The 22,139-nt window shown below is 41.8% G+C and carries 21 protein-coding genes and 1 riboswitch; of the genes, 4 read left to right on the top strand and 17 right to left on the bottom strand.

What is annotated here, in order from left to right; all coding sequences use genetic code 11:
- Positions 1–246: 246 nt before the first annotated feature.
- The 16 genes from BUB56_RS10250 to BUB56_RS10175 all read right to left on the bottom strand — a co-directional run bounded on the left by BUB56_RS10250 (position 247) and on the right by BUB56_RS10175 (position 16,546).
- Positions 247–1,080 (bottom strand): formate/nitrite transporter family protein, encoded by an 834-nt coding sequence (locus BUB56_RS10250; RefSeq protein WP_110941227.1) that lies wholly within the window; start codon positions 1,078–1,080, stop codon positions 247–249.
- Between the two features lie 108 nt (positions 1,081–1,188).
- Positions 1,189–1,770, bottom strand: coding sequence for a beta-class carbonic anhydrase (locus BUB56_RS10245; protein ID WP_110941226.1), 582 nt, complete (start codon positions 1,768–1,770; stop codon positions 1,189–1,191).
- A 97-nt stretch (positions 1,771–1,867) separates the two neighbouring features.
- Entirely contained in the window at positions 1,868–2,308 is a 441-nt protein-coding gene (locus BUB56_RS10240) for an MOSC domain-containing protein (RefSeq protein WP_110941225.1), read from the bottom strand.
- Positions 2,298–2,786: a cyclic pyranopterin monophosphate synthase MoaC gene (moaC, locus tag BUB56_RS10235; protein ID WP_110941224.1), complete on the bottom strand. Its 489-nt coding sequence runs from the start codon at positions 2,784–2,786 to the stop codon at positions 2,298–2,300. The genes BUB56_RS10240 and moaC overlap by 11 nt, the downstream gene beginning before the upstream one ends.
- Positions 2,787–2,789: 3 nt before the next feature.
- Positions 2,790–3,755, bottom strand: a complete 966-nt coding sequence (gene moaA / locus BUB56_RS10230) for a GTP 3',8-cyclase MoaA (protein WP_110941223.1) — start codon at positions 3,753–3,755, stop codon at positions 2,790–2,792.
- Between the two features lie 39 nt (positions 3,756–3,794).
- Entirely contained in the window at positions 3,795–5,720 is a 1,926-nt protein-coding gene (locus BUB56_RS10225) for a molybdopterin biosynthesis protein (RefSeq protein WP_110941222.1), read from the bottom strand.
- Positions 5,721–5,739: 19 nt separating this feature from the next.
- Positions 5,740–6,969, bottom strand: a complete 1,230-nt coding sequence (locus BUB56_RS10220; protein ID WP_110941221.1) for a molybdopterin molybdotransferase MoeA — start codon at positions 6,967–6,969, stop codon at positions 5,740–5,742.
- 12 nt (positions 6,970–6,981) lie between these two features.
- Positions 6,982–7,695, bottom strand: a complete 714-nt coding sequence (locus BUB56_RS10215) for an ATP-binding cassette domain-containing protein (protein WP_110941220.1) — start codon at positions 7,693–7,695, stop codon at positions 6,982–6,984.
- Positions 7,696–7,698: 3 nt separating this feature from the next.
- Complete coding sequence (locus tag BUB56_RS10210) at positions 7,699–8,379, bottom strand: ABC transporter permease (protein ID WP_242946287.1); 681 nt, start codon at positions 8,377–8,379, stop codon at positions 7,699–7,701.
- A gap of 23 nt (positions 8,380–8,402) precedes the next feature.
- The gene (locus BUB56_RS10205; protein WP_110941218.1) at positions 8,403–9,290 is read right to left on the bottom strand and encodes an ABC transporter substrate-binding protein; all 888 of its coding nucleotides are present in this window, start codon (positions 9,288–9,290) and stop codon (positions 8,403–8,405) included.
- Between the two features lie 70 nt (positions 9,291–9,360).
- A riboswitch (molybdenum cofactor riboswitch) is annotated at positions 9,361–9,479 on the bottom strand.
- A gap of 51 nt (positions 9,480–9,530) precedes the next feature.
- The gene (gene fdhD / locus BUB56_RS10200; protein WP_110941217.1) at positions 9,531–10,331 is read right to left on the bottom strand and encodes a formate dehydrogenase accessory sulfurtransferase FdhD; all 801 of its coding nucleotides are present in this window, start codon (positions 10,329–10,331) and stop codon (positions 9,531–9,533) included.
- The gene (gene mobA / locus BUB56_RS10195; protein WP_110941216.1) at positions 10,304–10,945 is read right to left on the bottom strand and encodes a molybdenum cofactor guanylyltransferase; all 642 of its coding nucleotides are present in this window, start codon (positions 10,943–10,945) and stop codon (positions 10,304–10,306) included. Before mobA ends, fdhD begins: the two co-directional genes overlap by 28 nt.
- Before the next feature lie 110 nt (positions 10,946–11,055).
- Positions 11,056–13,782, bottom strand: a complete 2,727-nt coding sequence (fdhF, locus tag BUB56_RS10190; RefSeq protein WP_110941215.1) for a formate dehydrogenase subunit alpha — start codon at positions 13,780–13,782, stop codon at positions 11,056–11,058.
- Positions 13,783–13,841: 59 nt separating this feature from the next.
- Positions 13,842–15,638 carry an NADH-quinone oxidoreductase subunit NuoF gene (nuoF, locus tag BUB56_RS10185; RefSeq protein WP_110941214.1) on the bottom strand — a complete coding sequence of 599 codons (1,797 nt, stop codon included), beginning with the start codon at positions 15,636–15,638 and terminating at the stop codon, positions 13,842–13,844.
- 35 nt (positions 15,639–15,673) lie between these two features.
- Positions 15,674–16,039, bottom strand: a complete 366-nt coding sequence (locus tag BUB56_RS10180) for a (2Fe-2S) ferredoxin domain-containing protein (protein WP_110941213.1) — start codon at positions 16,037–16,039, stop codon at positions 15,674–15,676.
- A gap of 33 nt (positions 16,040–16,072) precedes the next feature.
- Positions 16,073–16,546 (bottom strand): NADH-quinone oxidoreductase subunit NuoE family protein, encoded by a 474-nt coding sequence (locus BUB56_RS10175; RefSeq protein ID WP_110941212.1) that lies wholly within the window; start codon positions 16,544–16,546, stop codon positions 16,073–16,075.
- 243 nt (positions 16,547–16,789) lie between these two features.
- Between BUB56_RS10175 and BUB56_RS10170 the strand changes: the two genes are divergently transcribed.
- From BUB56_RS10170 to BUB56_RS10155, 4 genes are all read left to right on the top strand, one after another.
- Positions 16,790–18,748, top strand: coding sequence for a sigma-54-dependent Fis family transcriptional regulator (locus BUB56_RS10170; RefSeq protein WP_330392608.1), 1,959 nt, complete (start codon positions 16,790–16,792; stop codon positions 18,746–18,748).
- A gap of 55 nt (positions 18,749–18,803) precedes the next feature.
- Complete coding sequence (locus tag BUB56_RS10165) at positions 18,804–19,481, top strand: HesA/MoeB/ThiF family protein (RefSeq protein ID WP_110941211.1); 678 nt, start codon at positions 18,804–18,806, stop codon at positions 19,479–19,481.
- Positions 19,482–19,503: 22 nt separating this feature from the next.
- A complete protein-coding gene (locus BUB56_RS10160) occupies positions 19,504–19,995 on the top strand; it encodes a MogA/MoaB family molybdenum cofactor biosynthesis protein (RefSeq protein WP_110941210.1) in 492 nt (163 codons plus the stop codon).
- Positions 19,996–20,100: 105 nt separating this feature from the next.
- Complete coding sequence (locus BUB56_RS10155; protein WP_110941209.1) at positions 20,101–20,484, top strand: hypothetical protein; 384 nt, start codon at positions 20,101–20,103, stop codon at positions 20,482–20,484.
- 206 nt (positions 20,485–20,690) lie between these two features.
- Here BUB56_RS10155 and BUB56_RS10150 read toward each other — a convergent pair whose 3' ends face one another.
- Positions 20,691–21,989, bottom strand: coding sequence for a transposase (locus BUB56_RS10150; protein ID WP_110941041.1), 1,299 nt, complete (start codon positions 21,987–21,989; stop codon positions 20,691–20,693).
- Positions 21,990–22,139: the final 150 nt, after the last annotated feature.

The raw sequence follows: 22,139 nt of genomic DNA, 5'->3' as shown, positions 1-22,139 counted from the left end.
AATTCATCCTCCATAGGAAACGATCTCGGTATCGTTACCGGAAACGTTTCCAGTTTATAATGTAATTGTATCACAATTTATATAATAATCAAACTTTTTTTAAAAGTAATTTATTGTTTTTTTGTTTACATTTATTTAGGTTTAACTTTGATAGTCTTTCTTTGATTGCACATCTTCTATAGAAATATATTCTAAGATCTGTATAATCGACAAAAAACCACCTTTTGAAAAAAGGTGGTTTTTTGTCTATATATTTTTTGCAAATGTCTTTAGGATCGGGGCTGGCGACGGAGCCGATACAGCTGTACTGGCAGATCTTATATAGGCCAGATAGTAGACCAATGGTACAATTACTGCTCCACCGATCAGGTTCCCTATGGTTACAGGAATGATATTGTTGATCCACATTTGCCCCCAGGTTACATTTGCTCCCAGCAGTTTGCCTAGTGGAATAAAATACATATTGGCAATACTGTGCTCATATCCGGATAATACGAACAGGGTGATCGGAAACCAACAGGCAAAAAGCTTGCTGATCACATCCTTTGCTCCCGTTGCCATCCATACAGCTAGTACAACAATGATATTGCACAAAATCCCTCGAATCAATATAGGACCGAGAGGAATTGCGGTCTTAGCCGCAGCGATCGCCACTGCTTTTTCTGCCACATGTCCTGTCATCAACCCGGAGTAATAGATCATGATTACTACAAGAATAGATCCTATAAAGTTTCCAAGATATACAGTAATCCAGTTTTTTAATACACAGCTGAAACTGCATTTTCCATCCAGAACGCCTAAAGTCATTAAAGTATTGCCTGTAAACAATTCTGCCCCACAGATGACAACCATCATCAGACCGACGGGAAAAGTAGCTGCAAAGGCAAACTTTGCCAATCCTGCATCGATTGATGCTAACGTCTGAGAAATTACAATCGCCCCATGTGCTCCAAATGAGATAAAGGCACCAGCAAAAATACTTAGCACCAGCATTTGAAGGATAGTTAATTTTGATTTAACTATTCCGGTTGCGATCGTTGCCTCAGCAATTTCTTTGGGAACTAACATTCTTTTTTCCATTTCCTGCTCCTTTCAAGCTTTCTTTCATCATTGCAGCTTATAAGATTATTTCTGCTAATTATAGGTTTAAATTGCTTTCTATTGTCTTAGGGTGTCGTCCTATTCTACTTACGCACCCATAGGAACAATATGTACTGACGGGTTTCCTTGATTCCCATCCACAATCACTTCTAACATTGCGCTATAGGGGTCCATGATCAGACCATGAACAATCACGTCCTTTGGTATAAAGGGTGAATCATGTATCTTATCTACGGCCTTCTTTATGTTCTCTGCTTCATCTGTCACAAGCCCTGCCCACTCTTTGAGATTGACACCTCGGATAACTTCCTCGGAGATGCCTCTGCTAAGCATTTTTTCCCGAAGCTCATCTTCCGTTAGCTTACACATGCCGCAGTCCTTGTGCCCAACAACAAAAACCTCCTTGATGCCCATTGTGATTGCCCCTAGCGAAATACAACGAATGATTTCGTCACAGTTTTCACGGATGGTATTTCCAGCATTTTTTAGGATTTTAATATCTCCCCTTTTAAAACCCATGGCTGGCTCCACAAGGTCAACCAATCGAGTGTCCATACATGTAAAGATCATCACTTCTTTTTGAGCATGGCCACTGATCCATTGATTGTCTCCTTGGTCCTTTCTCTGTTCCACAAATTTTTTATTATGCTGTAGAACCCTTCTTAACATTGTCCCCCTCCTATAGTTTATATCTATTACGATTAAAATTAAAATGGATAAGGCTGTCTATTTAAGACATACCTTATCCATTATACTGCTAAATTCTTTATTCTTCAATCACTTTTATTAGGTCATTTATCTTTATTTTTCCTGCTTTGAGCACCTTTGTAAAAATGCCTTCCGTAGGCATTACACAGTTACCTACCTGATGAAAGATCGCACATTTTGTATGGCATTCCTTTCCGATTTGTGTTACCTCCTGCAAGGTTTCTCCGATCTCCAGCTTTGTTCCTACTGGAAGCTTCCATAGATCAATTCCCTCTGTAGTTAAGTTTTCTGCAAATTTTCCCGTACATAATCCTTCAATGCCTATAGCCTTCATTTTTTCGATGCTCTCATTCCCTAATAAACTAACCTGTCTATGCCAATTGCCGGCATGAGCATCTCCTACCAATCCGTGGTCAATTTCAAAAAATCCTTCCTCGATCGTCCTTTTAGGTACACCCTTCTTCTCGCTAATATTGATGGCAATTACTTTACCCGTCAATGGCTTCACCCTCCCTCATATAGATCCCGGATTTTCCGCCGGTTTTTTTTACTAAACGAATGTCTGAAATGACCATGTTTTTATCTATTGCCTTACACATATCATATATGGTTAAGGCAGCAATTGATACGGCTTGTAGGGCCTCCATTTCTACCCCGGTTTTCCCAGTAGTCTTCACAGCAGCCTCGATATGAATTTTATTATTGGGAATATCGATGATGAAGTCCATATCTACACCGGTAATAAAAATATTATGACACATGGGAATCAAATCACTGGTTTTCTTAGCTCCCATGATCCCGGCCACCTGTGCTACCGCCAGCACATCTCCCTTGGCGATCTTTCCTTCCTGAATTCGTTCCAGTGTAACAGTATCCATTTGGATAGATCCTCTGGCTACAGCTACCCTTTTTGTTTCTTCTTTATGTCCTACTTCTACCATTCTAGCTCTTCCTTTTTCATCCATATGGGTAAGCATGTTCTATCCTCCTATTCGAAACATATCGCGGTAGATCGGTTTATTGTCCTGGTCGTTCAAGGTATGCTGGGCCGGCTTTTCTAAAATGGCCTGTTCCATAAGCTGTTTTAAATCTCTTACGCCATTTCTCAGTGCCAGTTTAACATCGATTTCTTCATTGGAGTGAAGACATGGCTTTAGTCGGCCATCGGCGGTCAGCCGCATACGATTGCAGTATTTGCAAAAATGACTGCTGATGGGGTTGATGAGGCCTACCTTTCCCTTTCCATTAGGCAATCGATAGTACTTCGCCGGGCTGGATTTATCCCCCGTATAAATTGGCATCAATTCTGGTATGCGATCCTTTACTGTATTGTTGGATATAAAGTTGGTTTTTGCCCAGCCTGCCGCTTGTCCAATGGGCATTAGTTCAATAAATCGAACATCTATTGGTTCTTCTGCTGTCCATTGAACAAATTCCCTAATTTCACTATCATTGAACCCTCCAATAAGGACCACATTGATTTTCAACGGAAGCAGACCTACCCTTTTGACTTCCTCTAAACCCTCCAGCACATTGCTTAGATGACCTCCTCTGGTGATCTCTCTGTACTTTCCTTCATCAAGCGTATCTAAACTGACATTTACTCTCTTTAAACCAGCCTCTTTTAAATCTCGGGCATATTTTTTGAGCATCGTTCCATTGGTAGTCAATGCCAAATCTTTCACTGCATCTAGAGATGCAATATTCTCAATGAGCTTTAGCAGATCCTTTCGAACCAGAGGTTCACCGCCTGTAATGCGCACCTTGTTAACCCCCAACTCAGAGGCGGCCTTTACTACTTGAAATATCTCCTCAAGAGATAAAATCTCATTCTGTTCCTTTTTTCTTATACCTTCTTCCGGCATGCAGTATCTACAGCGCATATTGCATAAATCCGTTACAGATATTCGTAAATAGTTTATACTTCTTCCCAGGGTATCTTCCACTTTTATCCTCTCCTCGACCCGTACCATAGGTTTTCATCGCTATAATATCTCAATAACCTTGCCCGTATCTTCAAATTTATATCCACCCAGTACCGCCAGTTCTTCCTGCAGTGCTTTCGATTGGAGGACCTGAATAAAGGTTCTAACTCCTGGTGTATTTAGGTATTTGCTATAAGTTACGAAATCATAGGCCTCTTCCCCGATAGGAATAAAATCTAAGTCCAGTGCTTGAGCAGCTGACAGCACGCCCACTCCCACATGTGCTGTACCAGAAGCCACAGCTGCAGCTACAGCCATATGGGTTGTCATTTCCCGGTCATATCCCGATATGCTTTCAGGTTCTATATTTCTCTTGCTTAGTTCGTAATCTGTCAATATTCTCGTACCGGCCCCACGCTGCCGGTTGACGAATTGAATATCTGCTCGCTGCAGATCCGTAAAATCCTTTATGTTTTTGGGATTGCCCTTTTGTACAATAAATCCTTGGATTCTCTTTACACCTTTGATTAGGCTCATTTTTCCGCCAGGCAAGTATCTCTTAACAAAAGAAACATTATATTCACCGGTGCTTTCATCTAATAAATGAATGGGCGCCAGATGGGCTTCTCCTCGTTTTATTGCCATAATACCCCCAAGGCTTCCCACATGGGCTGAAGACAAATCGTAACCATCTTCCCGGTCATGCATATGATTGGCGATCAAATCCATAATTAAATCATGGCTGCCAATGGATACCAAAGTGCGCTCAATGACTTCCAGGGGTTTAAGCAGTTCAATATTTACAGCCTCTCCAGCCTCTACCCCTTCACTGTTCTGAGGAATCACCAATATTCCGTCAGCCCTAACCAAAGACATGGTAACACCTGCACCTCTATTTAAGGGCGTAGCGATAAATTGACCCTCTACCTGCCCCAGCTTTACCTGAATGTACTCCCTGTGCTTCAAGGAAGATACAGTCCGCTTTGATAGAACAGCCTTTACAGATGGTCTCACTGGCAGCGGCTGTCCTAAGTAATAATGAATCAAAGGTTTAGCAAAGGTATCAAACACAAAATAGGCAGATACCGGATAGCCCGGAATCCCTAGAACCGGCTTTCCTTGAATGAATCCAAGAATTGTTGGTTTTCCAGGCTTTGTAGCAATCCCATGAACCAGTACCTCGCCAAGTTCCCGGATCAGCTTCACTGTATAATCCTCTGATCCTGCCGAGGACCCGGCATTGACAATCAGTATATCATTCTCTGCAATTGCCTCTAGGATTTGATTTTTCAGGGACCCATAATCATCGGGAACCGGCCTGTATCTTTTAGGCCTTCCCCCAAGCTCAATGACGAGACCTTCAAAAATTCGTGAATTGGACTCAATAATTTTGCCGATCTCCATGGTCTCATAGGGTTCTATGATTTCACTGCCCGTGGGCATAATACCTACTGTGGGCTTCCTATATACCGCTATTTCCGTAATCCCTCCGCTGAGGAGAGCCCCAATGTCCATAGGACGAATTCTATGCTTTGCGGGAAGAATCATTTCTTTGGCAACAATGTCTTCTCCAATGGGCCTTATATGCTGCCATGGGGCTGCTGCCTGAATAATCTCCACTGTTTCCTCATCGATCTCCACCACGTCTTCTATCATGATCACTGCTGTGTAGGGTTCAAATATGGGATCCCCCGTATCTACCGTAATGTAGTCCTGATGTTTTTTCAATTGCAAGGGATTTCTTTCAGATGCCCCATAGGTTGCTTCTGCTCTTACAGCAATGCCATCCATAGCAGAGGCATTGTAGTTCGGTGAAGATAATCGGGCGAAAACCGGTAATGCAGTCACTCTTCCTAAAGCAGCTATTGCTTCAATATATTCTATTTTGACCAGTTCATTGCTTTGTCTTATTTTTTGAAAAAACAATCCCAGTGCTTCTTCTACAGCAACATTAGATAAGTATAAGTTTCTATCGTCCTTTCTCAAAGCCTCATCCCCCGCTTCTTTATAATAATATGACCTCTACGCCTTCACCTTTGTGAATCCCTTCTTGATTTTCCCGGATTTTAATATATCCATGAGCCTTTGTCATCAATGAGATCGCTCCAGATTTTCCATATATGGGTTTTACAATCCATTGATGATCCCGCTCTTCCAGTTGAACCATCTGGTAGGTTTCCTTTCCCGGCGATGAATGGATATTGGCATCGCAGATTCCATAAATCACTACTTCCTGAGCTTCCTCAAGCTGTTGCAGGCGTCTTAAGATATATTCCACAAACACCTTATAGATAATCATGGCTGAAACGGGGTGCCCCGGAAGGCCAAAAACTGCTGTATCGCCAACCCTGCCAATAATGGTAGGCTTGCCTGGCTTTACAGCTACCCCATGAATAAAAACACCTGGCTCCCCTAAGCTGTCAATCACTTTTGCTGTCACGTCCTTTTTTCCAACAGAACTGCCTCCTGAGACCACCACCACGTCACTCTTTTCGATAGCATGCTTTACGGTATTCTGTAAGAGTTGAAAATCATCTCTAACAATAACCTGCCCTACTACTTCTGCATTGCAGGCCAATGCCATGGCAGACAGGGTATAAGTATTGATATCGCGGACCTGCCCCAGCTTTGTTTCTTCTTTGGGATGTACCAGTTCATCCCCAGTAGAGATAACGAAAACTCTGGGTTTTTTAAAGACTTTAATACTGAAGATCCCAGCAGCAGCTAACATTCCTATATCTTGAGGTTTTAGTTTTTTCCCTTTTGCTACAACAGGCTCCCCTTTTTGAATATCTTCTCCTTGTTGCATGATACCCTCTCCCGGTGCAACGGCTTTATAAACCGCGATGGTATCCCCATCCAGACTTTCCACATATTCGATCATCACCATGGCATCAGCTCCATTCGGTAGCATTCCTCCCGTAGGAACATATACCCCTTTACCGGGCACAATTTTCTGAGCAGCCGCTTCACCCATTTCTACATTCCCCTCAAGCTGAAGGAAAGTAGGAAGACTCTCACTGGCCCCATAGGTATCCTTCGCCATAACTGCATACCCATCTACGGTTGACCGTGGAAATTCTGGGACTTCCCGTTGCGCATAAAGATTTTCAGCAGCGATTCTTCCTAATGCTTGGGCAATATCAATCCACTCTACATCTAGGCTGATTCCCTCAAAATAATGATCCATTTTTCGTTTCGTCTCTTCAACTGAATCTACCTTTAACAGCTTCATAGCCTCTTCCCCCTAGTCAATCAGCAGTTCTCCCTGCACAAATTTTTTCGTCAGCGCACTGCTGGGATGATATAATATTTGTTCTGTTGGTCCAGCTTCTACAATCTTGCCTCTATGCATGAAAGCAACCTCCTTGCACAGGCGTTTAGCTTGCTGCAGGCTGTGGGTAACCATAAGGACCGTTATTTGCGCCTCCTCATTAGCACGTCGAATCATTTTTTCCATCACCGCAACTGCTGCAGGGTCTATATTGGCCGTTGGTTCATCCAGTATTAACAGCCTTGGCTTAAATACTAAGGCTCTAGCCAATGCTACTTTCTGTGCTTCCCCACCGGATAAGGTCCAGGATTTTTGATGCATGATTGGTCCAATTTCCATCTGGTATAGGATATCTTCTACAGCATTTTTGATCTCTTTAGTGCCATAGCCCCTTATTTTTAAGGGATAGGCAATGTTTTCCCAAACGGTAGTACGCAATAGATAAGGCTTTTGGAAAACCACTGTCATCTCTTTCTGAAGCTGTGTTGTGTAGGGATTGCCGTCATAGCTAATTTCACCAGCGGTTGCTGCTTCCAGTCTTCCAATAATTTTTGATAAGGTACTCTTTCCTGCTCCGTTAGGTCCTATTAGCCCCCATAGGGCTCCGCTTTTGATGGACCACTCCTCAATCTCTAAAGCCGGAAATTGTTCGTAAACCTTTACAATATTACGAAGTAACACATTCATATTCTACGCTCCCTGTTGAAAATGATATAGTATGGAATTGATCAAAAAAGATATACCCAATAAAACAATTCCAATGGCAATAGCCGTAGAATAATCTCCCATACTCTGGAGCATGGCTATAGTAGTTGTCATTACCCGTGTATGTCCCTTGATATTGCCTCCTACAATCATCACTGCACCTACTTCTGAAACCGCCCTGCCATAGCCGGTTACTACTGCGGACAGTATATTAGTGCGCAGCTCCCGGATTAACAGCAGCATGGCCTGCCCAGAACTGGCACCTAAGGTTTTTCCTAAAGCCTTTATAAGACTGCCTCTTTCTTTGGTGCCATTGTAGACTATGCCCATGATAATAGGCGTTATCAGACAGCTTTGTGCAATAATCATGGCAGCAGGTGTATATACCAATCCCAGATAACCAAAGGGGCCTTTTCTGGAAATAATGAGAAACACTACCAGACCTGCAATCACAGGAGGTATACTCATCATGGTATAAAGAAGCCTCACCAAAATTCTCTTAAAGGGAAAATTCTTAATTCCGATAAAAATGCCTAGGGGTGCTCCTATAATTGATGATATAAAAGTGGCCGTAAGGGAAACAGAAAGAGAAAGCATGATAATTTTATATACTTCTTGATCCAAAGAGAATAATAAGTTCAAAGCCTGCTTTAATCCTAACCACATTTGGCTCACCTGGTTCACTCCAATCATTTATTTGCGTTAGGTATAAATAGAGATTGACCATACTGCACTTTTCCAAATTCAGCAATAAGATTTTGCCCCTTCTCTGAAAGAATCCATTCTATGAAAGCCTGAGCACCTTCCTTATTGATTTTATCATTTTTATTGGGGTTTACAGCGATTACACCATATTGATTAAACAGTTTGCTGTCCCCTTCCACAAGAATATCTAAGTCTAGCTTATCCCGCATGGATAGATAAGTAGCCCTATCAGATAAGCTATACCCCCTAACTTCGTCAGACATTTGTATGACTTCTCCCATACCTCTTCCTACGGAAAAATACCAATCTCCAGCAGGTTCCACATTTATTTCCTTCCAGAGCTTTAGCTCCGCTTTGTGGGTACCCGAATCATCTCCTCTGGATAAAAACTTTCCTTTTTCTTCATAAATCCGTTGAAATGCTGCAGCGATGTCTCTGCCAGCCAGTTCTTTAATCTGCAGCGGATCTTCCTCTGGTCCAATGAGAACAAAATCGTTGTACATCACATCAAACCGTTCTAGGCCGTGCCCGGCTTTTACAAAATCCTCCTCCGCACTCTTAGCATGCACCAATAATACGTCAGCCTCTCCGTCTTCTCCTAGTTTCAAGGCCTGCCCCGTACCAACTGCAACCACTTTCACATCGATGCCTGTATCTTCTTTAAATTTGGGAAGTAGGAAAGTTAAAAGCCCGCTGTTCTCCGTACTGGTAGTGGTAGCCATAATCAAACTGCCGCCGGCTTCCTTCCCTGACTTTTCCTGCTCTGCCAGGTGTCCAGGAGCAACAGCAGGCTTTGTACACCCTATCACGGCAATAACTACAAACACAGCAACTAAAGTCAATACCCTCCCTTTTCTTCTCCAAGACTTCATTTTCCTTCCTCCAATCTATCAGCTGCCTGAAAAATAAAAAACAACCCTGGAAAGGATTGTTATAATTATAAGATAATCAAAGTGTTTTCCTTTCCAATCACGGGAGGCGTAAAAATTTCTCCTTACACCCATCGGCTATATCTCCATGGCTTCTGCTTTAGAAGATATAACTCGGAAATTTCAATCATTCAGTTATTTGATTCTTTAGAAAATTATAACATGCTCCTATAAAAAAAACCATTACTTTCTGTTAACCCCATCAAAGACTATCCTTTGAGTCCCTGTATAGACGTTCATTTTCCCGCCCCGGGCAAAGCCAATCACTGTTATTCCCAAGGTTTCCCCAAGGGCTATGGACAGGTCTGTAGGAGCTGATCGGGATAGGATAACAGGTATTTCCCTTTTTGCGGCCTTAATCAGCATCTCTGAGGATATCCTGCCGCTGGTCAGTACAATCTTATCTTTTAGGCTAATCTCCTTTAAAAAAGCTTCTCCGATCATCTTATCCAGTGCATTGTGCCTCCCAACATCTTCATGAAACAACAAAAACTCTTTTCCATCGCTTAAAGCGGTGCTGTGTACCCCGCCGGTTTTTAAAAAGAGCTCTGAATCCTTGTTAAATCGATTCATCAGCTGTAAGAGGTCAGAAGCAGAGAACTGCAGATTACAATGGATTCCCTTGCTTTGGAAGGAATCTACTACATTATAAAAAATGGTGCCCTTGCCGCAACCGGTAGTCAGGGTTCTCTTTCCCAGAAGTTCTTTGACTAGGGAGCTTGTGCCAAGAGCCTCAATTTCAATTCTTCCTTTTTCTTCATCCACCTGCCATCGTACCAGATCAGTTTTCTGATGAATAAGCCCTTCGGACAGTAAAAAGCCTATGGCCAAGTAATCTAATGCTTTTGGTGAACATAGCAAAGTAATCAGCTCTTCTCCATTAACAAAAACCGTGAATGGATATTCAGTGATCACTTCATCCACTATCCTGGCTGCCGATCCTCCATCATATCGATTCAACTCAACTTTTTTTGTACACTCCATTCAGGTCTATCCCCCTCTGTAGCTGCTGCATAACGTTTAACATCTTCAGCAGTGTTTAGATTCATAAACATTTCCCATTTTGGACTAAATCTTCGGGCTATAGCTTCTGGGATATATAAAACCTCAGCTCCATTTAGCAAATTAAAAATTCTATGTTCCTTCTGCTGAATCTTTTCTTCTATTTTAGGGATCAGATATTTGCCGTAAAACCCATTGAAAGGCTCCAGCCATTCACCCAGCATTGTCACTACAGCTTCAAGATCCTTTTCAGCTGTATGGATTAAGGTTTTCATATATTGTATATACTCTATGTGAATATGAGGCATATCACAGGCGATGACATAGCTGTACTGATTGCTGGAGGCCTTTAGTCCTGCATGTATTCCTCCCAATGGGCCAAAGTTCTTTTTCTCATCTTCTATGACAATACAGGATTGATGTCTATACTGCTCAGGGGTATTCGTAACGATAATGATTTCCTGGAAAATTCTTTTCAGCATTTCTATTTGCATCACGATTAATGGCTGTTCTCCAAACCTTAACAGTTGTTTGTCAAAGCCCATTCTAGTGCTTTTTCCCCCTGCTAAAATAATGGCTGTATCCGTTGTTTTCATAGGGTACCCCCTCGTTGTTCTTGTCTTTATTTTACCAAAACCCCTTTATTTACGTCAAAAGAAGACAACCGGATAAAATTTGAGATGTCCTTTTGGACATCTCAATCATGTTAGCCTATAAACCCGGCTGCAGCGTAGCTTCTCAAACTATCCAGTTCTGTCTGGGACAGCTTTTCTACCACTACTGCACAAACCTTTAGTTCCGGCGTCTTACAAGTAGGATCTAGTGCCGTATTGGTCAACATATTGGCAGCGCCTATTGCATAATGGAAAGGCATAAATACTACCTTTTTCTCAATGGTATCTACAACTTTAACCTTTGTAACAATGCTGCCTCTCCTGGAAGATACCCGCACATACTCGCCGTTTTGGATTTTCAACCCTGCAGCAGTGTGGGGATGAATCTCTATAAAACTTTCCGGTGCAATTCTGTTTAAACCATCCACCTTGCCGGTCATGGTTCTCGTATGATAATGATATAGGATTCGTCCAGTAGTTAGAAGCAACGGATAATCTGGATCCACCTCTTCCGCAGATGGCTTATGCTCTAATGACATAAATTGTCCCTTGCCACGGGCAAAACTCCCCTTGTGCAGGAACTTGGTTCCCGGATGATCCGGGGTAGGACAGGGCCATTGGATTCCTTTTTCATCGATACGCTCATAGGTGATACCACCGTAGGAAGGTGTAACAGAAGCAATTTCTTCCATTATTTCTTCGGGATGTCTATACATCTTCTGGTATCCCAGGTGATTCATCAATTCCATCAATATCTTCCAATCAGGCTTTGCATGACCTACGGGTTCCACAGCCTTACGAACTCTTTGCACTCTTCTTTCTGTATTGCTGAAGGTTCCATCCTTTTCTGCAAAGGCGGCTGCCGGTAATACTACATGGGCAAACTGTGCAGTCTCTGTCATAAAGATATCCTGTACCACTAAAAACTCTGTGTGTTCCAGAGCATGCTTCACATGGGTTGTATCGGGATCCGATACCATAGGATTTTCACCCATGATATACAGGAATTTAATGTCTCCGTGGCCGGCGGCATTCATGATCTCTGACACGGTTAGTCCCGGCTTTTCAGATAAACCAGTACCCCATGCCTTTTCAAACTTTTCAGTGATTTCCGGTTTATTCACTGGTTGATATCCAGGGTATACATTGGGCAGTGCGCCCATGTCGCAGGCTCCCTGCACATTATTTTGTCCTCTTAATGGGTTTACACCCGTAGATTCTCTTCCAATCTGTCCGCACAGCATGGCAAGGTTAGATATAGACATAACATTGTTCACGCCGTTAGTATGCTGTGTGATTCCCATGCAGTAGAAGATGCTCGCCTTATCCGCCTGAGCATATAATCTGGCAGCTCTTCGGATATCTTCTGCATCAACCTCGCAGATCTCCGCTGCTCTTTCCGGTGTATAGGCTTTTAGCATTTTCTCCAGCGCTTCGAAATTCTCTGTTCTTTCTGCTATAAAATCTTTATTATGCAGTCCTTCTTCCAAAATGACATGCATCATTCCGTTGAAAAGGGCAACATTGGTTCCCGGCTTAATCTGTATAAAAACCTCTGCATCCTTAGCCAGATCAATTTTCCTTGGTTCAGCCACAATCAGCTTTGCGCCTCTTTGAACAGCCTGCCGGATTTTTGCCCCGATGACCGGGTGACTCTCTGTGGTATTAGAACCTGTAACAAATATTACATTCGTATCCAGTACCTCGTTAATGCTGTTTGTCATGGCACCGCTGCCTAGTGTTGTTGCAAGACCTGCAACCGTAGCTGCATGTCAGAGGCGGGCACAGTGGTCTATATTGTTTGTGCCGATTACTGCTCTAAACAGCTTCTGCATCAAATAGTTTTCTTCATTGGTACATCGGGCAGAACTGAGGCCTGCCAATGCATCTGCTCCATATCTGTCTTTTGTATTCTTTATTTTGTCTACAATCAAGGCATAAGCTTCATCCCAGGTAGCTTCCTTAAATCTCCCATTTTTCTTAATCAACGGTGTCTTCAGACGATCGGGATGATTTACAAAATTGTACCCGAATTTCCCTTTTACACATAACAGTCCGTCATTTGCTGGACCTTCTGCAGGCTTAACGTCTACGATTTTATTGTCTTTTACCACTAAATCCATTTGGCAGCCTACACCACAGTAGGAGCAGGTGGTTCTCACTTTCTGCGTTTCCCAATATCTAAATCTTTCCTTGCTCTTTGGCATCAGTGCCCCAACAGGACAGACAGATACACAATTGCCACAGGATACGCAATTAGAGTGTTCCATCCCCTTATCAAAAGGTGCTCCTACATGGGTATCAAAGCCTCTTTCAAATTGACCGATGGCCCCTGTACATTGGAGCTCATTGCATACTCTCACACACTTGCCGCATAAAATACATTTATTTTGATTGTTGGTATAGAACAGATTCGTATCGTCTACCTTATAGCTTTTCTTTACCCCATGAAAGGGTCCTTCCTTAACATCATACTGGTAGCAATAATCCTGGAGTTTACAATCCCCTGCCTTCTCACAGGTTAAACAATCCAACGGATGATTTTCTATCATCAGTTCCAGAATTTCTTTTCTGGTTTTAGCAACCTTATCGCTATCGGTGTACAGCACCATTCCTTCAGCTACAGGAGTGGTACAGGCCGTCATTAGGTTGCGTGCTCCTTCTACCTCCACAACACAGATTCTGCACGCTCCATGAGGTACTAATCTTTTGTCGTGGCAGAAGGTAGGAATCCGGATTCCAAGTTGCTCAGCAGCTTGAAGGATTGTGGAGCTATTTTCCACTTGAACCTTCTGATCATTTATGGTTATGGTAATCATCTGCGCTTCCCCTTTTCAATATTTTTCGTTATGAAAGAATTGTTTGCTCACGCCTCTGTTTATTTTCTTTCAATGGCCTTAAAAGGACATGCCTCCATACAGGCACCACACTTGATACACTGTTCCTGTCTGATCTTATATGCCTCTTTTCCCTTAACACCGTCAATACAGCCAACAGGACATTTATTTGCACAAATCCCACATTTTTTACAGGCTTCAGGTATTATTAAATAAGACAACAGCGCTTGACAAACCCCGGCGGGACATCTTTTCTCATGGACATGGGCATCATATTCATTTCTAAAATATCTTAAAGTAGATAATACCGGATTTGGTGCAGTCTGTCCTAATCCACATAAAGAGGAAGATTTAATGGTATTGGCCAGACTTTCCAGTTTTTCTATATCCGCAGGAGTTCCTTTTCCCTCTGTAATTTTTTCCAGGATCTCCAGCATCCGTTTGGTGCCTTCACGGCAAGGAGTACATTTGCCGCAGGATTCATCTACGGTAAAATCCAGGAAAAACCTGGCGATATCAACCATACAATTATCTTCATCCATGACGATCATTCCACCTGAACCCATCATGGATCCTAATGCAATCAAATTATCATAATCTATAGGGGTATCCAGATAATCTGCTGTGATACATCCGCCGGAAGGTCCCCCTGTCTGAACGGCTTTAAAGGCTTTTCCATCCGGAATGCCTCCGCCCACTTCAAAAATTACCTCTCTAAGGGTCGTTCCCATAGGAATCTCTAAAAGGCCTGTATTATTAATTTTGCCTCCCAATGCGAATACCTTTGTCCCTTTTGACTTTTCTGTACCGATGCCGGCAAACCACTCAGGTCCTTTGAGTATGATCTGAGGAATGTTGGCATAGGTTTCTACGTTATTTAACAGTGTGGGTTTTTGCCACAATCCCTTCACTGCCGGAAAAGGCGGTCGGGGTCTTGGCATTCCTCTTTTTCCTTCTATGGAATTTAATAAGGCAGTTTCTTCCCCACACACAAAAGCCCCTGCTCCTAGGCGAATCTCCAAATCAAAACTAAATTCGGTGCCAAAAATATTTTTTCCCAAGAGCCCATATTCTTTTGCCTGATCAATGGCAATTTGAAGCCTATGGACTGCAATAGGATATTCTGCTCTTACATATATGTATCCCTGATCGGCTCCTACCGCATAGCCTGCGATGGCCATCGCCTCTATCACAGCATGGGGGTCTCCCTCCAGTACTGAACGGTCCATGAATGCACCAGGGTCTCCCTCATCGGCATTACAGGCTACATATTTTTGGTCTCCCTGTGCCCGATAAGTGAATTCCCATTTTAAGCCTGTAGGAAACCCTCCGCCCCCGCGGCCTCTCAGACCGGATTTCTTGACAATCTCAATAACATCTTCGGGCTGCAGCTCTGTTAGTACTTTACCTAATGCCCTATACCCGTCAAAGGCGATGTATTCAGTGATATCCTCCGGGTTGATGACCCCGCAGTTTCTTAAAGCAACCCGCTGCTGCTTTTTATAAAAGTCTACTTCATTGATGGAGCGGACTTTACTATCTACTACAGACTCTTTGAACAATAAATCCGTAACGATTCTGCCCTTCAGCAAATGTTCCTCTGTAATCCGTGTCACATCTTTCACCTTTACATGGCTGTAGAATGCTCCTTCCGGATAGATGATTACGATGGGGCCTGCTTCGCAAAGACCAAAGCAGCCTGTTCGAACGAGTTTTACTTCATTTGTCAGATTATATTTGCTTAACTCAGCACGAAAAACCTCTTCAATATTTTTAGAACCTGAGGAAGTACATCCTGTACCACCACAGATTAAAACGTGTGATCGATATAATTCCATGTTTCACCCTCCCTCGTCCTGTGATTTCTTACTGGTTATTTTACTGCTCCAATGGTATATTCATCTATTACATTGCCGTTGACGATATGCTCTAGGAGCACTCTCTTCGCTTTATCAACAGTCATTTCTACATAGGTTACTTTCTCATGGCCCGGCCGATAAACCTCTACGATTGGCTCTAATCTGCAAACGCCGATACATCCGGTTTGGCTGACCACCACTTCCTTCAAATTTCTTTTCTTGACTTCCTCCACTAAGGCCATTAAAACAGGCCTTGCACCTGCAGAAATTCCACAGGTAGCCATTCCTACTACAATTCTCGTCCCTTCCCGATCATGGCGGATATCTACCTTTTTCAAAGCTTCTTCCCTGATCTTTTCTAATTCTTCTAATGACTTCATTCCCAATCCCTCCTCTTTAAAAATGACTTCCCCCTAGTATTTTGCAATAATTCCTGGTACGTCTCCTTCTACCAGTCGTCCATATACATCCTCATTTACAGTCAAAACCGGTGCCAATCCACATGCTCCGATACATCGCGTTGCTTCTAATGAAAACTTTCCATCCGGTGAGGTGGCTCCAATTTCTACATTGACCTCCCGTTTAATCTTATCAATTATCTTCTGTGCCCCTTTTACATAACAAGCTGTTCCCAGACATACCCCAATGGTATACTCCCCTTTTGGCTCTAGGGTAAACTGTGAATAAAATGTAACCACCCCATAGATTTCAGCCATTGGCACATTTAACTCCTCAGAAATTCTTTTCTGGACCTCCAGGGGAAGACATCCGAAAATTTTCTGCCCTTCGTGAAGAATCGGCATTAATGCTCCCTTTTTCCCCTTATGCTGAAGAATAATTTCATTCAGCCTTGAATAGTTTTCCTGCGTCAAAATTTCTCTACCCATGGTACCTCCCCCTTATGGTAAAATACTCCTCTTTATTCATATTCTGCTTTAAATTGATATATATTTGACAAGCATCAACCTTATTATATCATTTAAATTTCCTGCCTGCTTAGTATTTTTATCGAATTCTTAGGAAAATTTTATATATTCTATGAGCTGCTTGATTTTGTTTTGTGATCTATTCAATAAAAATGATATAATGGAATCAAACAAAACCTACAATGATCTTTGGAGGCGTTGTCCTTGAGAAACAATGCAAATTTTATATTTGAAAAATCCTATATTGAGCGTTCTCACCATCGGTGCAGACAGATGGGTATTGAATATTCGCGTATCTACAGCAGCAGAGTTCTCACCGATGATTTTCTGCAGAAGAAACTTGCAGAAAACAGAAATCTGATTCTCAGTGCAGAACCATTCATGAACCAATTATATAATTTTGTAAAGGGCTCTAACTTTTTTGCCATTTTGACTGATGGAGAGGGCTGTATTCTCAGCGTTATCGGTGATGAGGAGATTTTATCAGAAGCCTTTGAATTAGAAATGATCCCCGGGGCATCTATGGCTGAAGCGCATATCGGTACCAACGCTATGGGTACAGCGATTGCAGAGGGAATGCCGGTGCAGGTTTCCGGCAAGGAGCATTACATTCGTGCCTATCACCGCTGGACTTGCTCTGCCGCGCCTATCCGCAATCCCCAGGGAGAGATCATCGGCACCTTAGATTTGACAGGCTATAGTGATCTCGTACATTCTCACACCCTGGGCATGGTAGTAGCAGCCGCTAATGCAATTGAAAAAATGCTGGAGGCAAAAAGCTATAACGATGAACTTACCATAGCAAAGAAGCATATTGAAACCATCATTGATTCTATTCCTGCCGGCATACTCACCTCTGATCTGAACGGTAAAATCAAAGCTATTAATAAGTCTGTCACTGAAATCTTTGGCTACGACGAAAAAGAAATGCATCAAATGAAGATATGGCATTTATTCGAAGGCTGGACCCAAGTAAAAGACAATCTTTTGGGAAAGAGCAGCTTTATTGATGAAGATGTTTATGTAAATGCCCGTAAAAACAAACTCCAACTCAATCTCAGCGCATATCCAATTTTTGACAGCGAAGGAATCTTGCGGGAAATCACATATGTATTCAAGGAAGTAAAAAGAGCCCGCAAGCTAGCTACCAAAATTATCGGCAGGCAGGCCATTTATACCTTTGATAAAATTATCGGGAAAAATGAACGCTTTATACAGACCATTGAATATGCAAAAAAAATCGCAGACAGTAAATCCACAATTCTTATTATGGGTGAAAGCGGAACAGGCAAAGAAATTTTTGCACAGTCTATTCACAATTACAGTAACCGCAAGGAAGAACCTTTTATTGCTGTGAATTGCGGTGCAATACCGAGAAACCTGATCGAATCTGAGCTTTTCGGGTATGAAGAGGGAGCTTTTACAGGAGCCAGAAAAGGAGGAAATGCAGGTAAATTTGAAATGGCCGATGGAGGAACGATTTTTCTAGATGAAATTGGAGAAATGCCTCTCGATATGCAGACGAATTTACTTCGGGTTATCGAGGAGAGTACTGTCATTCGTGTTGGAGGTTCCAAACAAATTCCGGTAAATGTCCGGATTATTGCCGCTACGAACAAGGATCTGCGCCAGGAGGTGGAAAAAGGCCATTTCAGAAAGGATCTCTATTATCGTCTTCACGTACTGCCCATATATCTCTCACCCCTTCGGGAAAGGAAGGATGATATTCCCCTGCTCATTGAATACTTTATGGAAACCTTATCCAGACGCCTAAATAAGAGACCTGTTGAAATACCGCCAGCTTATATGGATCATTTTATCCACCATCCATGGCCGGGAAATATCCGTGAGTTAGAGAATCTCATTGAGCTAATTATTAATACAGAATATATTCCCCTTGATATAGCAGCAGGTCAGGACCACAAAAAGATTCCGATTGCGCCAGTGAAAGAAAGTATCTTCACCCTGGATCAGGTAGAGCACCAGCATATTTTAAAAGTAATCAAAAAATATAAAGGAAATATTTCCCTTACTGCGGATGCACTAGGCATCGGCAGGAACACTTTATACAGAAAAATTGAGAAATATGGCATTGACTGTTCTGATCTAGATCAGCTTTCTACTGCGGAACCACCTCAATTGGGTAATGTGGTTCCCTTCTAAAACTACTGTTTTAAGCAAACCAGAACAAATCCTGGGAAAATAGGAGGTTGTTGATTTGAAAAGATATAGTAGAAATATGTCCATGCTTTCTCACGCTGAAAACGAAGGCTTGAATAGAGTTCGCATATGCGTGGTAGGCTGCGGCGGTCTTGGAGGGCACATTATCGAAATGTTAGGCAGAATAGGGATAGGCACCATTACGGCTGTAGATGGAGATGTTTTTGAAGAATCTAATCTAAATCGCCAGATTCTATCTGATGTACCCTCTCTTGGTCAACCAAAGGCAGTTAAAGCCAAGGAAAGAATGGCTTTAGTGAATCCTTTTGTCCACGTAGAACCTTTCGTGCAAAGACTGGATTCCGAGAATGCAATAGCTATTCTAAAGGGTCATGAGTTGATTATGGATGCCCTGGATAATATTGAAAGCCGATTTGTTCTGCAGGAAGCTGCTGAACAATTGAATATTCCGTTGATCCACGGAGCGATTGCCGGTTGGTACGGTCAGGTAAGTACAATTTTTCCAGGAGACAAAACCCTAAACTTTCTATATCCTGACCGCCAGGCAAAAGGGTTGGAAAAGGAATTAGGCAACCCTTCCTTTACACCGGCCTTGGTTGCCTCCATCCAGGTTAGCGAAGCCATAAAGGTGATCATTGGCCGCGGTGAACTGCTGAGAAGAAAGATTCTATTTATCAACACCCTAGAACAGGAATATGAAATCATCGAATTATAGATTTATACAAGGGAGGTCTTTTATGTTTACACTAGGTATTCTCATCTCCAGCGATAAGGGTTCTAAAGGAGAGCGGGCAGATGAAAGCGGTAGAGTGATACAGGAAATGATGGAGCAACAGGGTTATATTCTTAAGAAATACACAATTCTGCCAGATGAAAAGGAATTGCTGGCAGCGGAGATGATTCACATGGCTGATGAGCTGAAAGTAGATTTGCTTTTAACCTCAGGAGGTACCGGTTTCTCTAAAAGGGATATCACTCCGGAGGCTACCCTCACCGTAGTAGAAAGATTAACCCCAGGCATCTCAGAGGCCATCCGCTATAATAGTCTCAAAATTACGCCGAGAGCCATGCTCTCCCGGGCTATATCCGGCATCCGCAAGGATACGCTTATTATCAATTTACCGGGCAGCCCCAAGGCGGTTCGTGAAAGCTTGGAATATATCATCCCCCACATCGCTCACGGTTTGGAAATTCTAAAGGGCTCCGCGTCAGAGTGTGCAAGAAAATAGGTCAAGCTATATAAAAAGCCTATTCCTGTATAGAAAATCATAATATTTACGAATGAATAAATTCAATCCCCCTAAATAGACTATTTTCTATAAGGGGGAATTTTTATGAAACAAAACCAAAATATATGGGTTAAAGAAGCTTTCATAGGCCATGAGCTTCTTCACTCAAATAACAAGCTCTTCAATAGCAGTATCGTTTTTGCTGGTGCGGAAAAAAAAGAACAGCTGGAAGAATACAAGATTCATTTCATATTGAGTTACACTGCTAATGCTGCTCAAACTCCGGCAGGCTATGGGGTAAATATCTATATCGCCACAGCACCTGGAACCCCAATGCGTTTTGAAAATCATTTTGGGATAACGGAGGAAATCTCTGCCCAATACAGTCCTGATGAGCACGTAGCTTACAATCAATTTTATCGAGTAAAGCATATTCGCTTTCTCACAATAGAACCAGATCATCTGCTATATGAAATCCATTGCTTATAACAACAAGGAGGCAGGTGCATTTATCTATATCCTAAGAGAATATTTGCAGTATTTTCTCAGAGTATAGATAACTGCAAGGATGCTCCCACTACCCCTATATACACTTCGAATCCTACTCAGACTTATTTCGGTTATTTTTTTTAAAAAAATGTTACTTTCGATGGAACAAAAGTTTAGGTTTATTTACCTAAGTTTTGTACAAATAACTAAGCTGTATTTAGAAAATCATGGAAACTTAATTGAACATACTTAGGCTGTAATGCTTCAACAAATAATTTTGCCAGTTCTGATAGGCTAGGTATAATAATCTCAACATGATTTTTTAATTCTATTACCTTAGCAGAAATTGTCCCTAGTTTTTTTATCAGTGAATTAATACCCATATCCTTAAGCTTAGAAGTGCTAAAGGCTGTATTTTTCATCAAAGTAATCAAGTTATGACTGATGAATACTAACCACAAAAATCCGTAGATTCCATAAAATTTAGATGTTCTTAAATTCTTAATGCCGTATACTTCTTTACAGGTTCTAAAGAAGGCTTCTATGGTTTGTCGTTCATTGTAAAAGTGAAATAGTTCAATAGCATCCATTTCTTCAGAGCCTATGTTGGTGAGTAAATGAGAGTATTTAATTTTTCCATCCTTACCAACGAATTCACAAACAATAATTCTTAAACCTGTAGAGCTAGGGATTTCTGCAACGTGTACTTGGATATTAATTTTTTGCCACTGGTGTTTTTGCACTGATTTTGCAAGGTTTTTAGATTGCTGAGTTGAAAAGCCCTTTACTACAAATTTGGCTCCTGTAGCTTTAAGTAATTGGATATTTTCAAAGGAGCCATAGCCTGAATCAGCTCGAATAATCAAGTTATCTTTAGATACATGTTCCCTGAATTTAAGGGTAGTTGATTTTAATAAATCTTCAAATCTACTGGTGCAGGAGGTATTACCTGGGTCAAGGAACATAGATACGGTTTCACCTGTATCCCCTACAAAAGCAGTAGATAGTTGATAGCCCTTTTCGCCTCTTTTTCTAGGAAAGTAGCCTTTTTCAGCTAATTCATAGGTTCTGCCAGAAGCTACAAGGCCACTCATGTCAAAGTCTACAATGACAGGATCTTTACTTGATAGAGCTAGGGCATTTTCCATAAAGAAGTTGTGATGAATGAATTCTAGTTGATCTATATTAGTCTCATCAAACCTACTCAAGAAACGATTAATTTGAGATTGATCAGGAAACTTATTCATTCCTAGGAGTTTAGCAGCCGTTGTATCAGGAACTAATTTTTCATTGATATCACTAGTGTAGTTGCACCCCATTACAATGGAAGCTACTAGTGTTTGTAATCTGTTCAGATTTGTATAGTTGACGCTTTTCATTTTTAGGTTGAAATATTTAAAAGCATCAAAGAAGTTAAGTTTATTAGCAAATTGAATTAAGGAAACAAGCCACGCAGAAGTATTTACCACTTTATTCTCATCTAGTTTGAATGATATACTTTTCATAGGTGAGATACCGCCTTTCTTAGAGTTTTTTTTGGATAAAAAATACTTCTATGGGCGGGGTATTCTCACCTTTAGTTGTTTTTTGGTAATGTTGCCATGGTAAACTTAGGAAAATGCTATGGTCTTGTTTGTACAAAATCTAGGTATTTA

The organism is Geosporobacter subterraneus DSM 17957, from assembly GCF_900142145.1.
Taxonomy (GTDB): domain Bacteria; phylum Bacillota; class Clostridia; order Peptostreptococcales; family Thermotaleaceae; genus Geosporobacter; species Geosporobacter subterraneus.
This window is presented reverse-complemented; position numbering and strand designations above follow the sequence as displayed.

Excerpts from the sequence above, each read along its gene's own strand:
- BUB56_RS10250 (WP_110941227.1), bottom strand. The coding sequence starts at position 1,080 with ATGGAAAAAAGAATGTTAGTTCCCAAAGAAATTGCTGAGGCAACGATC.
- BUB56_RS10245 (WP_110941226.1), bottom strand. The coding sequence starts at position 1,770 with ATGTTAAGAAGGGTTCTACAGCATAATAAAAAATTTGTGGAACAGAGA.
- moaC (WP_110941224.1), bottom strand. The coding sequence starts at position 2,786 with ATGCTTACCCATATGGATGAAAAAGGAAGAGCTAGAATGGTAGAAGTA.
- BUB56_RS10180 (WP_110941213.1), bottom strand. The coding sequence starts at position 16,039 with ATGAAGTCATTAGAAGAATTAGAAAAGATCAGGGAAGAAGCTTTGAAA.
- mobA (WP_110941216.1), bottom strand. The coding sequence starts at position 10,945 with ATGAAAACAACGGATACAGCCATTATTTTAGCAGGGGGAAAAAGCACT.
- BUB56_RS10220 (WP_110941221.1), bottom strand. The coding sequence starts at position 6,969 with ATGAAGCTGTTAAAGGTAGATTCAGTTGAAGAGACGAAACGAAAAATG.
- BUB56_RS10205 (WP_110941218.1), bottom strand. The coding sequence starts at position 9,290 with ATGAAGTCTTGGAGAAGAAAAGGGAGGGTATTGACTTTAGTTGCTGTG.
- BUB56_RS10215 (WP_110941220.1), bottom strand. The coding sequence starts at position 7,695 with ATGAATGTGTTACTTCGTAATATTGTAAAGGTTTACGAACAATTTCCG.
- BUB56_RS10160 (WP_110941210.1), top strand. The coding sequence starts at position 19,504 with ATGTTTACACTAGGTATTCTCATCTCCAGCGATAAGGGTTCTAAAGGA.
- BUB56_RS10155 (WP_110941209.1), top strand. The coding sequence starts at position 20,101 with ATGAAACAAAACCAAAATATATGGGTTAAAGAAGCTTTCATAGGCCAT.
- BUB56_RS10150 (WP_110941041.1), bottom strand. The coding sequence starts at position 21,989 with ATGAAAAGTATATCATTCAAACTAGATGAGAATAAAGTGGTAAATACT.
- nuoF (WP_110941214.1), bottom strand. The coding sequence starts at position 15,638 with ATGGAATTATATCGATCACACGTTTTAATCTGTGGTGGTACAGGATGT.
- BUB56_RS10210 (WP_242946287.1), bottom strand. The coding sequence starts at position 8,379 with ATGTGGTTAGGATTAAAGCAGGCTTTGAACTTATTATTCTCTTTGGAT.
- BUB56_RS10175 (WP_110941212.1), bottom strand. The coding sequence starts at position 16,546 with ATGGGTAGAGAAATTTTGACGCAGGAAAACTATTCAAGGCTGAATGAA.
- fdhD (WP_110941217.1), bottom strand. The coding sequence starts at position 10,331 with ATGGAGTGTACAAAAAAAGTTGAGTTGAATCGATATGATGGAGGATCG.